This is a genomic window from Rufibacter sp. LB8 (assembly GCF_014876185.1).
Lineage (GTDB): Bacteria > Bacteroidota > Bacteroidia > Cytophagales > Hymenobacteraceae > Nibribacter.
Window position 1 is genome coordinate 2901869 of sequence record NZ_JADALJ010000001.1, and the last position, 12651, is coordinate 2914519.

General features: G+C 53.4%; 7 protein-coding genes. 4 read left to right on the forward strand and 3 right to left on the reverse strand.

Annotated features, from left to right (window positions below; genetic code table 11):
- Positions 1-246 precede the first annotated feature (246 nt).
- The 3 genes from IMY23_RS12240 to IMY23_RS12250 all read left to right on the forward strand — a co-directional run bounded on the left by IMY23_RS12240 (position 247) and on the right by IMY23_RS12250 (position 3998).
- On the forward strand, positions 247-2187 hold the full coding sequence (locus IMY23_RS12240; RefSeq protein ID WP_192822362.1) for an LTA synthase family protein: 1941 nt from the start codon (positions 247-249) through the stop codon (positions 2185-2187).
- Between the two features lie 177 nt (positions 2188-2364).
- The gene (locus IMY23_RS12245; RefSeq protein WP_192822363.1) at positions 2365-2823 is read left to right on the forward strand and encodes a MarR family winged helix-turn-helix transcriptional regulator; all 459 of its coding nucleotides are present in this window, start codon (positions 2365-2367) and stop codon (positions 2821-2823) included.
- 59 nt (positions 2824-2882) lie between these two features.
- Positions 2883-3998, forward strand: coding sequence for an alkene reductase (locus tag IMY23_RS12250; RefSeq protein ID WP_192822364.1), 1116 nt, complete (start codon positions 2883-2885; stop codon positions 3996-3998).
- Positions 3999-4206: 208 nt separating this feature from the next.
- On the opposite strand, the gene IMY23_RS12255 is transcribed toward IMY23_RS12250, so the two are convergent.
- Together IMY23_RS12255 and IMY23_RS12260 are read right to left on the reverse strand one after the other, a co-directional pair.
- The gene (locus IMY23_RS12255) at positions 4207-6150 is read right to left on the reverse strand and encodes a PAS domain-containing sensor histidine kinase (protein ID WP_192822365.1); all 1944 of its coding nucleotides are present in this window, start codon (positions 6148-6150) and stop codon (positions 4207-4209) included.
- Between the two features lie 311 nt (positions 6151-6461).
- Positions 6462-7508, reverse strand: a complete 1047-nt coding sequence (locus IMY23_RS12260; RefSeq protein WP_192822366.1) for a sensor histidine kinase KdpD — start codon at positions 7506-7508, stop codon at positions 6462-6464.
- Between the two features lie 482 nt (positions 7509-7990).
- Between IMY23_RS12260 and carB the strand changes: the two genes are divergently transcribed.
- Positions 7991-10804, forward strand: a complete 2814-nt coding sequence (gene carB / locus IMY23_RS12265) for a carbamoyl-phosphate synthase large subunit (RefSeq protein ID WP_192822367.1) — start codon at positions 7991-7993, stop codon at positions 10802-10804.
- A gap of 787 nt (positions 10805-11591) precedes the next feature.
- Here carB and IMY23_RS12270 read toward each other — a convergent pair.
- Positions 11592-12593: a S41 family peptidase gene (locus IMY23_RS12270; RefSeq protein WP_192822368.1), complete on the reverse strand. Its 1002-nt coding sequence runs from the start codon at positions 12591-12593 to the stop codon at positions 11592-11594.
- Between the last annotated feature and the right edge of the window lie 58 nt (positions 12594-12651).

The following is a 12651-nucleotide window of genomic DNA, read 5'->3' on the forward strand; positions in this document are numbered from 1 at the left end:
CAGAGGTTTTTGTAGAGACCAGGCAATGCCTTGTCTCTACGGTGGAGGTCCCGACAGACGCCTGCTCAAAAGACCTCGTAGTGTGCGAAGCTCCTACGAGTGTCTTCTGCCAATTCCCGTTTTTGCCCTCATTTCCAAAAACAAGCCCGAAAACGGGAATCAAAACCTGCGTACTTCCTTCCCCTGAAAATGCCTTATAAAACTCTGCGGGCAGATGCCTAATTTTACGGCACGTTACCTTTGCCCATGACACCAAGATTCAACTTCTCCCGCCTCCGCGAAAGTGTGCACCTCCAGCTGCTGCTGGCGCTGGGCGTGGCCATGCTGCTGTATACCGTCTGCCGGGTGCTGTTTTACCTGTTCAACCAAGGTTTTTTTCTGGAGACGTCGTTCTCAGATTTGCTGTACCTCATGTGGGGTGGGCTTCGGTTTGACCTGGTGGCGGTGCTGTACACCAACCTGCTGTTCATTGTGCTGCTGCTGCTGCCGTTCCGGTTCAGGCACCACCCGGCGTACCAGAAAGTGGCCAAATGGGTGTTTATTGTGTTCAACAGCCTGGGCCTTGCCCTCAACTGCGGCGATTTGGTGTACTATCGGTTTACGCTGCGCCGGACCACGGGGAGTGTGGTCCGGGAGTTCGGGAATGAGGACTGGGGTGGGTTTGCCACCAGCTTTCTGAAGGATTTCTGGTACGTGCCCGCCATCTGGCTGGCGCTGGTGCTGGTCATGGTGTGGCTGTACAATCGCATTCAATTAAAGAAAAGAACGGCGTTCAACCCGTGGTTTTATTATCCGTGGCACACTACGGTCATGGTCTTGATGGTGGGCTTGTGCATTGGCGCCATGCGGGGCGGGTTCCGGCACAGCACGCGGCCCATCACGCTCAGCAACGCCGGCGAGTACGTGGAGCGGCCCCAGGAAATGTACATTGTGCTCAACACGCCGTTCTCCATCATCAGGACCATCAACAAAACCAGTTACCAGAAGGTAGAATACTTCACGGACCAGCAGGCGGCCCAGCTGTTCAACCCGGTGCATCTGCCCGCTGACAGTGCTAGGTTCACTCCTAAAAACGTGGTTATCATTATCTGGGAAAGTCTGGGCAAGGAAGCCGTGGGCGCATACAATAAGCACCTGGAGAACGGTACCTACACGGGCTACACGCCGTTCATAGATTCGCTTATGGGGCAGAGCAAGGTCTACTGGCACTCCTTCGCCAATGGCCGGAAGTCTATTGACGCGTTGCCCAGCGTGCTCACCAGTATTCCCAGCATTCAGGAACCGTTTGTACTCACGCAGTATGTGAGCAACAACCTGCCTAGTTTGCCGCGCACCTTGAGCCAGAAAGGCTACCACACCTCGTTCTTCCACGGCGCGCCCAATGGTTCCATGGGCTTTGACGCGCTCATGAACCTGATTGGCGTGCAGCATTATTACGGCATGACCGAGTACGGCAAACCCGAGGACTTTGACGGCATGTGGGGCATCTGGGATGAGGAGTTTCTGCAGTTCATGGCGGGCAAACTCAACACCTTCAAAGAGCCGTTCATGAGCACCGTGTTCACTACGTCTTCGCACCACCCGTACAAAGTACCAGCGCGGTATAAGGGGAAATTCAAGAAAGGTCCGTTTGAGATTTTTGAGTGCCTGGGCTACTCAGACATGGCCCTGCGCAAGTTCTTTGAGAAAGCCAGCCAGTCGCCCTGGTTTAAGAACACGCTGTTTGTCATCACCGCCGACCACTCGGCCACGTTCACCTATTACCCGGAGTACCAGAGCGCGGTCGGGAATTTTGCGGTGCCCATCATCTTCTTTGCCCCCGGCGATGCCGCGTTCAGAGGCGTGGAGCCATACCGCGTGGTGCAGCAACTGGACATCATGCCCACCGTGCTGGCGTATTTGGGCTATGACCAACCGTTTTTCTCCTTCGGGAAGAGCCTACTGGCCCCCAGCCAGGGCAACTTTGCCGTGAGTTACCAGGGCGCTTACCAATGGCTGGAGAACGAGTATTTCCTGCAATTTGACGGCACCAACACCTTGGGTCTCTACAATTACCAGAAAGACAAGCTGCTGAAAGAAAACCTGAAAGACCAACTACCTGAAGTGCGTGTGGCCCTAGAAAACAAAGTCAAGGCCTTCATTCAGCAGTACAACAACCGCATGCTGGAGAACAAACTGCAGCCTTAATTAATTGTTGATTGGTTGTTGTTGATTGAGGTTTCTGTTTTCGGGCTCATTTCCAGAAATGAGCCCGAAAACGGAATCGCTTTCCCCAAGGAAACCGGCGCTGTGTGAAACTAAACCTGGCATATAGTTGTATATACAATAGTTGTCCTTACATTTGCTCACGATTTGGTGCCGCCTATGACCTTAGAAGAAGAATTGAAGCAGAAGACGTTTGGGAGCCCTTACAAGCGCATGGTGGTAAACGTGATGTTTACCGGCAATTGGCTGCAGAAAGAGTTCTCGGCGCAGATCAAACCTTACGGAATCTCCATGCAGCAGCACAATGTGCTGGGCATTTTGCGCGGGCAGTACCCTAACCCCGCCACGCTGGGCCTCATTCAGGAACGCATGATGGACCGCGACTCCAACGCCACCCGCCTGGTAGATAAACTATTGGAAAAAGGCCTGGTCACGCGCTGCCAATGTTCACACAACCGCCGGAAGGTGGACATCATCATCACAGACAAAGGCCTGGAGCTGTTAAAACAGACCGAGACCATCATGCAGCAGCTGGATGAGAAATTCGCGCAGATCACGGAGCAGGAAGCCGTGCAGATTGGCCTGCTCATGGATAAATTGAGAGAGAAAACGCAATAACCTATTTTTTTACCCATACAGTTGTATCTACAACATATGTAAACACACAAAATAAATTTATGACTCAGATAGAAAACCAACCGTTGTTACAGCCCCTGCAGAAAGGCGCTCTGGACTTGAAAAACCGCATGGTCATGGCCCCCATGACCCGCAGCCGGGCCAACAACCCAGAGAACGCCGCCACTGACCTGGTAGCCGAATACTATGCGCAGCGCGCCAGCGCGGGCCTCATTATTTCAGAAGGAACGCCGGTAAGCAAGCAGGCCGTGGGCTACATCAACGTGCCGGGCATTTACACCCAGGCGCAGGTAGAGGGCTGGAAACTAGTCACTTCGGCGGTACACGCCAATGGCGGAAAGATCTTCGCGCAGCTGTGGCACGTGGGCCGCATGTCGCACCCAGATTTCCACAACGGGGAGTTGCCGGTGGCACCGTCGGCCATCAATCCCAATGACAAATCATACACACCGCAGGGCTTTAAAGACACCGTGACGCCGCGCGCGCTGGAGGTACCTGAGATCAAAGCCATTGTGCAGGATTTCAGGAAAGCGGCCGCCAACGCCGTAGAAGCCGGTTTTGACGGCGTGGAGATTCATGCGTCTAACGGGTACCTGTTGCACCAGTTCTTCAGCAGCTCGGCCAACACCCGCACAGATGCATACGGTGGCTCCGCCGAAAACAAAGCCCGCATTCTGTTTGAGATTCTGGACGCGGTAAAGGAAGTGCTGGATTTGAGCAAAGTGGGCGTACGGTTGAACCCATCGTTGCACGGGGGCTTCGGGATTGAACTGTCCCAAGCAGACCCAGAGACCTTTGAGTACATTGTGCAGAAACTCAATGACTATAACCTGGCGTACCTGCATTTGACCGAGGCTGGCGCTGCCGCCCGGGCCTTGCCCTTCGCTATTAAAGAAGTGGCCCAGCATTTCCGGAAGATCTACCAGGGCACGCTCATCACCAACGGCGGCTACACCCGTGAGTCGGGCAACAAGGTCATTGAGGCCGGCTACGCCGATGCCGTGGCCTTTGGCGTGCCGTTCATTGCCAACCCAGACCTGGTGGAGCGGTTCGCGCAGAACACTAACCTCAACCAACCGGACCCCAATACGTTCTACAGCAACACCGCCGAGAAAGGCTATACAGATTACCCCACGCTGGCCCAGGTCACCGCGTAAATAGCATATACTGCACTACTCCATATATAAGAAAAGGCCGCGCTGGTAGCGCGGCCTTTTCCGTTTTTGGCTTCATTTTCAGAAATGGGCCCCAAAACGTGCAGTTTACATAAATGCCGCCTCGCATGGTGATTGTGAGGAAAGACGCCACAGTTCAGGTAGGCGTTTTTGGCTTCGTTTTCAGAAATGAGCCCCAAAACGCCTGGGTTTACCGTTTGCCTTCCTGCTTAAAGAAGACCCTGAACGTGGCGCCTTCGCCTTCCTGGCTTTCCACCAGAATGCGGTCACCGGAGTTGTCCAGTATTTTCTTCACAATGTAGAGCCCAATGCCTGAGCCCTCCACGTGGTCATGGGCGCGGCGGTACATGGAGAAAATCTTTTCTTTCTGGTTTTCAGGCACGCCCAGGCCGTTGTCTTTCACGGTGAGTTCATATTCGCCGGAGGCCAGATGCTTGGTGCTGATCTCCACGTGCGGGGTTCTTTCTGGGTGCCGGTACTTGATGGCGTTAGACACCAGGTTGTAGATGATGCTGCGCAGGTTCTTGCGGGAATAGTCAAGGGTTTCAAACTCCAGGTCACCCAGCGTGATTTGCGCGCCCGAAGACTTGATCCACTCCAACAAACTCATTTTCACCTCCTCTACCAGGGCCGGAATCGCCACCTGTTCTTTCACCCCTTTGTCTTGGCGCAGTTTGGTAATGTCTGCCAGGTCTGAGATAACGGTTTTGAAGGTGGCAATGGCCCCGGCCATCATGGTGAGCACCTGGTCATGCTGGTTGCGGTCTGGCCCCAGGTCATCTTGCAGCACATTGAGCAGGCCCTCCAGGTTGGTGATGGGTGTCTTGAGGTCATGCGAAGCCGTGTACACAAAATTGTCAAGGTCATTGTTGATGCGCACCAGCTCCTTGTTCTTCTTCATGAGGTCCTCATTGCGGCGGCGTTCGGTTAAGTCTCTGGTGATCTTGGCGAAGCCCAGCAACCTGTTGTCCAGATTGTACACCGGCGAAATAATGACGTTGGCCCAGAAAGCGGTACCGTCTTTGCGTATGCGCCAGCCTTCATCTTCAAACCTACCCACCTCAATGGCCTTGCCCAGCTCAAACTGCGGAAAACCACTCTCCACGGCTTCCCGCGCATAAAACGCCGAGAAGTGCTTGCCTATGATCTCATGCGCCTTGTAGCCTTTAATGCGCTCGGCGCCCGCGTTCCAGGTGCCAATGAGGCCTTCTGGGGTGAGCATGATGATGGCGTAGTCTTTCACGCTCTCAATGAGCAGGCGGGCTTTCTCCTCGCTTTCCTTCAGTTCCTCATTGGTTCTGAAAAGTTGTTCTTCCAGTTGCTTTTTGTCTGTGAGGTCCCGCGTGATTTTGGAGAAGCCTATGAGTTCCTGGCGGTGGTTGTAAATGGCCGTGATGACCACATTGGCCCAGAACGCCGAGCCGTCTTTGCGGTAGCGCCAGCCTTCGTCCTCAAACCGGCCGTGGCTGCGGGCTTCCTTTAGTTCATACTCAGGGTAGCCGCGCTGAATGGCCTCACGGCTGTAGAACTTGGAGAAATACTTGCCAATGATCTCAGAGGACTCATAGCCTTTTATTTTTTTGGCGCCCTGGTTCCAGGTGGCTACGTTGCCGGCGGGGTCCAGCAGAAAAATGGCGTAGTCGGTCACGCCGTCCACCAGCAGGCGGTAGCGCTCCTCGCTGGCTTTCAGTTCCTCGTAGGCTTTGTAGAGGTCGTCTTCGGCTTTTTTGCGCTCAGACAGGTCACGGGTAATCTTGGAGTAGCCAATGAGTTCCTTCTGTTCATTGAAGAGCGCCGTGATGATCACGTTGGCCCAGAACACAGACCCGTCTTTGCGAATGCGCCAGCCCTCATCCTCAAACCGCCCGCGGGCCTTGGCTTCGCGCAGCTCATAGGCCGGGAAGTCGCGCTCCTTGGCGTCTGAGGTGTAGAATGTGGAGAAATGTTTGCCGATGATCTCATCATCCTGGTATTGCTTGATGCGCCGCGCGCCCGCGTTCCAGGTGGCTACGTGGCCGGTGGGGTCCAGCAGGAAAATGGCATAATCGGTTACGCTCTCCACCAGCAGACGGTACTGGTCTTGGGTCTTGGGCGTGTTTGGGTCAATGGGGGAAACGTCTGGAACTGAATTCATGGTTACGCTTGAAAGCCTGTTTTTAGTGCACCTGCCCTCTGTTGTGCGTGTTCCTGGCTTGGGAAAGGAACGGTTCCTGCGGTTGCATTTGCCCTTCACGCGCACGTTACCTTGAGTTAACGGCGCATAGCCCAAACTGTTGGTACTAATTTCAAACAAACTGAAATTTTATTTGTTATGCAAGGCTCCCGGCAACTTTTGTGTTTGGCGTTCAGTTCTTTGGCCTGTGAACCAAACAAAAAAAGCCGTTTTGGGGCTCATTTCTGAAAATGAGCCCCAAAACGGCTTTGCCTTACTGCTTTCTGCTTGGCCTAGCCTTTGGGAATCTGCAGCGTAAACGTGGAGCCTTGGCCCCTGCCCGCGCTGTGCGCCGTAATGGTGCCGCCGTGCCGTTGCATGATTTTCTGGCACAGGAACAGCCCAATGCCGTTGGTGGCCTCGCCGGCCGTGCCTACCTGCCGGTACTGCGTGAACCGGTCAAAGAGCCGCTCATGCACTTCGGGGGCGAAGCCCAGGCCGGTGTCTTGTAGGTGCAGCAGCACGTGCGTGGGGGTTTCTTCGGCCTTTAACGTAATGGCCTGGCCCTGATTGGAGAATTTAATGGCGTTCACCAGCACGTTGCTCAACACCTGCCCAAACAAGGTAGCCTCCACAGACACCATGAGTTCTGCCGGAATCTCTTGCTTGACTTGCAGGCGTTTGGCCACCAGCGGCAGTTGCAGCTGCAGAATGGTGCCGCGCACCAGCAGCGCCAAAGACATGGGTTTCTTCACCAGCTCCTGGGTGAGGCTGTCTTCCTGCCGGAGCAAGGTCAACACTGAGTCCATGAGTTCCAGCTGTTTCTTGCCCACTGTCTCCAGGTTGTCCAGGTACGCGGGCAGTTGCTGCTGTTCCTCGGGGTTTTCGCGGAGCAGCCTAACGGTGTCCAGGGTGGTGATGGTGGGCGTGCGCAGGTCATGTGACAGCATAGACACCAGGTCTTTTTTCTCCTGCAGCAAATTGTCTACGGAGGTGACGGTGTTCTGAATATCCTGGAGCAGCACGCCTACCTCATCTGTAAAGGTCATGGGCAGGTTGGGCAGCTGTTGCGCCGTGATGTAGTTCCGGAGCGCCCGGTTGGCCACAATGATAGGCCGAATGAGTTTGTGCAGAATGAACAGCGTGATGGCCGTAGCCAACAAAGTAAGCCCTAACGTGTAGAGAATGATCTCCAAAGAAGTAAGGGCATCATCATTGAACGCGATGAAGAAAATAATCCCGATCAGCGGGATGTGAATGCCCAGAAAGGCCACAAACAGGAACTTGACCGCATACGTGTTCAGAAATTTAATCTTAGACAGCGAGGCGTATAATCTCATATAAAATATGGAATGGATGACAGCATGAACGGGCGGGGGATGCCCGGCAAACGGAGGTTTTAGGCGGGTACAACCCCCAAAACCCAGATACTAACGGCAAAGATAGTCCAATGTTTTACCAGATTGCTCATAATGGGCCGTGTATTTCCTTTCAAAGCAGCGCGTGAGCCGCACGTTTCAACTTGGCAGCCACGCACCGTCTTGCCTTTGCGTCAATCCACGTCTTAGCTTTTACTTTCCGTTTTGGGGCTCATTTCTGGAAATGAGCCCCAAAACAGAAATTCTCTCTGCCCACTTTTGAAAATATGCCAACAATTCTGCCAGGCGTACATAGTTTTTGGCAATAAAACCTTTGCTCTGTTTCCTTGGGCCGAAGAAAACAGCGGTTACCTTACTTTTTTTCAAAGACTCCCGTAAAATTCCTTCATTTCTAAACTTTACACTTTAACTTTGGGCAATTTATACATACCCCATTCCTTGTAATGCCTAGAGATACTTCCATCAAGTCTGTCCTGATCATTGGTTCCGGTCCTATTGTCATTGGCCAAGCCTGCGAGTTTGATTATTCTGGCACCCAAGCCGCCCGCTCCCTGCGCGAGGAAGGCATTGAGGTCACGCTCATCAACTCCAACCCCGCCACCATCATGACTGACTCCATCACCGCCGACAACGTGTACCTGTTGCCGCTGGAGAAGAAGTCCATCATCCAGATTCTGGAGAAACATAAAATTGACGCGGTGCTGCCCACCATGGGCGGACAGACAGCGCTCAACCTGGCCATTGACTGTGAGAAAGTAGGCATCTGGAAGAAATACGGCGTCAAGATTATTGGCGTGGACATTGCCGCCATTGAAACCACTGAGGACCGTGAGAAATTCCGCCTTTTAATGATTGAACTGGGTGTAAACGTCTGCAAAGGCTACACTGCCAAGTCTTTCTTAGAAGGCAAGGAAATTGCCCAGGAAATCGGTTTCCCGCTGGTGATCAGGCCTTCATTCACGCTGGGCGGCACCGGCGGCGGCTTTGTGAACACCCCAGAGGAATTTGACCAGGCCTTGACCCGCGGTCTGCACGCCAGCCCCACCCATGAAGTATTGGTGGAGCAAAGCATCATGGGCTGGAAGGAATACGAACTGGAACTGCTGCGTGACAACATCGGCAACGTGATCATCATCTGTTCCATTGAGAACTTTGACCCCATGGGCATTCACACCGGCGACTCCATCACCGTTGCCCCGGCCATGACCTTGCCAGACACGGTGTACCAGCGCATGCGCGATCTGGCCATTAAAATGATGAACGGAATCGGGCAGTTTGCGGGCGGCTGTAACGTGCAGTTCTCGGTGAATCCTGAGGATGACACCATCATCGCCATTGAGATTAACCCGCGCGTGAGCCGTTCCTCGGCCTTGGCTTCTAAAGCGACGGGTTATCCTATTGCCAAAGTAGCGGCCAAGCTGGCCATTGGCTATAACTTAGATGAACTGAAGAACTCCATCACCAAAACCACCTCGGCGTTCTTTGAGCCCGCCCTGGACTACGTGATTGTGAAAATACCCCGCTGGAACTTTGACAAATTCAAAGGCGCCAACAAACTCCTTGGGCTGCAGATGAAGAGCGTGGGCGAAGTGATGGGCATTGGCCGTACGTTCCAGGAAGCGCTGCAGAAAGCGTGTCAGAGTTTGGAGATCAAGCGCAACGGTCTGGGTGCCGATGGCAAGGAGAAAACCAACTATGACCAATTGATGCACAGCTTGGCCAACCCCAGCTGGGACCGGCTGTTCACCATCAAAGACGCCATGAAATTCGGCGTAGCCACCAGCACCATCCAGAAAGTGACCAAGATTGACCCGTGGTTCTTGCAGCAGATTGAGGAACTGGAGCAGGTGGAGCGCGAAATCCTGAAATACACGGTAGACAGCATTCCGGCCCAGCTCATGCGCACCGCCAAAGTGAAAGGCTTCGCGGATAGACAATTGGCCTACTTGCTGCGCTGCAAAGAAAGCGAAGTGCACGAGAAACGCACCGGCATGGGCATTACCCGCGTCTGGAAAATGGTGGACACCTGCGCCGCCGAGTTTGAGGCCCAGACGCCCTACTACTACAGCACCTTTGACGGCGAAAACGAGAGCAAAGCCTCTGACCGCAAGAAAGTGGTAGTCCTGGGCTCCGGCCCCAACCGCATTGGCCAGGGCATTGAGTTTGACTACTCCTGCGTGCACGGCGTACTGGCCGCCCGCGAGTGTGGCTACGAGACCATCATGATCAACTGCAACCCAGAGACGGTTTCCACGGACTTTGACATCTCCGATAAACTCTACTTTGAGCCGGTTTTCTGGGAGCATATCTATGATATTATCCTGCACGAAAAACCAGAGGGCGTGATTGTGCAGTTGGGCGGACAAACCGCCTTGAAACTGGCGGAGAAACTAACCCGCTTTGGGATCAAGATTCTGGGCACTACTTATGAAAGCCTGGACCTGGCCGAGGACCGCGGCGCTTTCTCCAGCTTGTTGAAAGCCAACAACATTCCGTACCCGCCCTTCGCCAGTGTGACGTCTGCGGAGCAAGCCCTGGAGGAATGCAAAAACCTGAAATTCCCGTTGTTGGTGCGCCCGTCTTACGTGTTGGGTGGCCAGAACATGAAAATTGTGATCAACGAAAAAGAACTGGAAGCCCAGGTGCTGGACATTCTCAAAGACAGCCCCGGCAACCAGGTTTTGCTGGATCACTTCCTGGACCGCGCCATTGAAGCCGAAGCCGATGCCATTTGTGACGGCGAGAACGTACAGATTCTGGGCGTGATGGAGCACATTGAACCGGCCGGTATTCACTCCGGTGACTCGTATGCCGTGCTGCCGCCCTTTGATTTGAGCGAGAACGTGTTGAACCAGATCAATGAGTACACTAAGAAAATTGCCCTGGCGCTCAACACAGTAGGCTTGATCAACATTCAGTTCGCCATCAAAGACGAGATTGTCTACATCATTGAAGCCAACCCAAGAGCCAGCCGCACGGTGCCGTTCATTGCCAAAGCGTACGGCGAACCCTATGTGAACTACGCCGCCAAAGTGATGCTGGGCGAAAACAAGGTAACCGACTTCACCTTCAACCCCAAACTGGAAGGCTACGCCATTAAAGTACCGGTCTTCTCCCACAGCAAATTCCCGGAGGTGAACAAGGAGCTCGGGCCCGAGATGAAATCTACCGGTGAGGCCATCTACTTCATTGACAATCTGGATGATGAGTACTTCGCTAAGATTTACGCGGAGCGGAATTTGTACTTGAGTATGTAGTTTTTGAGTAGCAAGTAGTGCGTATCAAGTAGCAAGACTTATTCATAGCAAAGGGCTGTTCCACTGGAGCAGCCCTTTTTGCGTTTTCAGGCTCTGGATTTGAAATGGAAGCTAAACCAGAATTCCCGCCGTTGTTGGTGTTCATAGGGGCCAACAACCTGAACTGCGGCTCTAGCTGCCTTTGTGCACGCAGTTTGCCTTCCTTCCAAAATTCCGCTGATCCCTTGCCTCACAAGACGGCTCCTTCCATAGCCGGGCTCCGAGCGCTCACGGCCGCGAGGCCCCGCCTTCCCCTCTCGCACTGCCCGTCTTGGCCGTGACTGTTATCTGCCTGTAGTTCCCGTCGTTCAAGGCCAACCCGCGAGGCGCTCGATGGAAAGGCTGGAAAAGGTGCGCCTTCATAGGCAGCCTTCGTTTCTGGAACTGAATTGATTGCGTTTTTGGGCTCTGTTTTGGAAATGGAAGCAAAACTAAAATATATGACTGAGACTCTCCTACCGCAAGTTTAGCGACAGCGTAACTTGTGGTAACCCACTTGGTCAGTTTATCAACTGACGTGAGTTTATAAACGCACAACATGTATCGCCACAAGTTACGCTCACTCTAAACTTGCGGCATATTAAACTGTAGAGACCAGGCACCGCCTTGTCTCCCACGCATTCCTGAAAAGCCCCCCTCCTGTTGTAGGAGGGGTTGGGGGCGGTCTGCCAAGTGCCAATTCCTGTTTTCGGCGCCATTTCCAAAACAGAGCCCGAAAACGGCAATTGCTGATACCTTTAGTGACATTCTATTTCTTCGGGTTCTTCAAAAATTTAACAGCGGCCTGCATGTAGGCCGTATTATCAATGGCGTTGACACCGGTTAAATCGGTCAATTTCACGTCGGGTTCCATGTGTTTGCCGTAGCGCTTGCCGGTGCGGTCAAAGGTGACGCTGGTGGTTAAGATAAGAAAGGCGCCGTCTTGCAGTTTAATGCCTTCGTTGCTGGTGGTGGCGCCGGCGGTGTTGGTGCCTATGAGTTTGGTGTGCGGTCTACCCACGAAGGCCATGGCTACCATTTCGCCGGAACTGGCGGTGTTTTTATCGGTGAGGATAGAGATGGGCGCTTTGGTGTTTTTCACGCGATACGAATTGGAGACGGCCATGAGCACGCTGTCTTTCTCCACTAATTGCCCGTCTCTCACTTCCCAGAAAACCTCGTTTTTGTCGGCGTCTTCAAAGCCCAGCCACTTGCCATCGCCTAGCAGTGGCGCTACGCCGGCCATCATGGGGTCTAGCATACCGCCCCAGTTTCCGCGCAAGTCCAGAATCCAGCCTTTGGGGTTTTGTTGGTCTAAGCGCTTAATCAAATTCTGCAGAGAATCGGCGTACTCTACTTTCTCTTTCTTGTCTATCACGGCAAAGTCCGGCACTTTTATGTACGCGTACTTTCCTTCTACCATTCCGCCCGTGGCGAAAGGCACTTGCATGCCGTTGGAGCGGTAGCCGCCTTCATAGGCTTTGGCTAATTCTGGCGAGGCGAAGTTGCCGTGCGCATCAAGAGATTTAACCGTTTTGAGAAGAACCGGATAGGTGTCTCTGACGGTCTTGGCTTTCTGGGCGTTGGTGAGCGTTTTGGCATAGACTTTCTCCCAATCTACGGTGTGTTTGCGGAGGGCTTTCAGTTTCATGGTGTCCAGGGCAGCCAGCACGTACTTCTTGATGGAGTCTGGCAGAACCGGGGCGGTCTGGCTGAAGGCGCTGTTCAGAAAAGAAAACACAAACACGAGGAGCAGAAGATGCTTTTTCATAAAAGTTGGGTGCGATGTTGGTTAAAAGAACTGCTGCAAACATACCACAACCATTTTC

Bases quoted from the DNA above. Each gene is read 5' to 3' on its own strand.
- carB (WP_192822367.1), top strand. From the start codon at position 7,991: ATGCCTAGAGATACTTCCATCAAGTCTGTCCTGATCATTGGTTCCGGT.
- IMY23_RS12270 (WP_192822368.1), bottom strand. From the start codon at position 12,593: ATGAAAAAGCATCTTCTGCTCCTCGTGTTTGTGTTTTCTTTTCTGAAC.
- IMY23_RS12245 (WP_192822363.1), top strand. From the start codon at position 2,365: ATGACCTTAGAAGAAGAATTGAAGCAGAAGACGTTTGGGAGCCCTTAC.
- IMY23_RS12250 (WP_192822364.1), top strand. From the start codon at position 2,883: ATGACTCAGATAGAAAACCAACCGTTGTTACAGCCCCTGCAGAAAGGC.
- IMY23_RS12240 (WP_192822362.1), top strand. From the start codon at position 247: ATGACACCAAGATTCAACTTCTCCCGCCTCCGCGAAAGTGTGCACCTC.
- IMY23_RS12260 (WP_192822366.1), bottom strand. From the start codon at position 7,508: ATGAGATTATACGCCTCGCTGTCTAAGATTAAATTTCTGAACACGTAT.
- IMY23_RS12255 (WP_192822365.1), bottom strand. From the start codon at position 6,150: ATGAATTCAGTTCCAGACGTTTCCCCCATTGACCCAAACACGCCCAAG.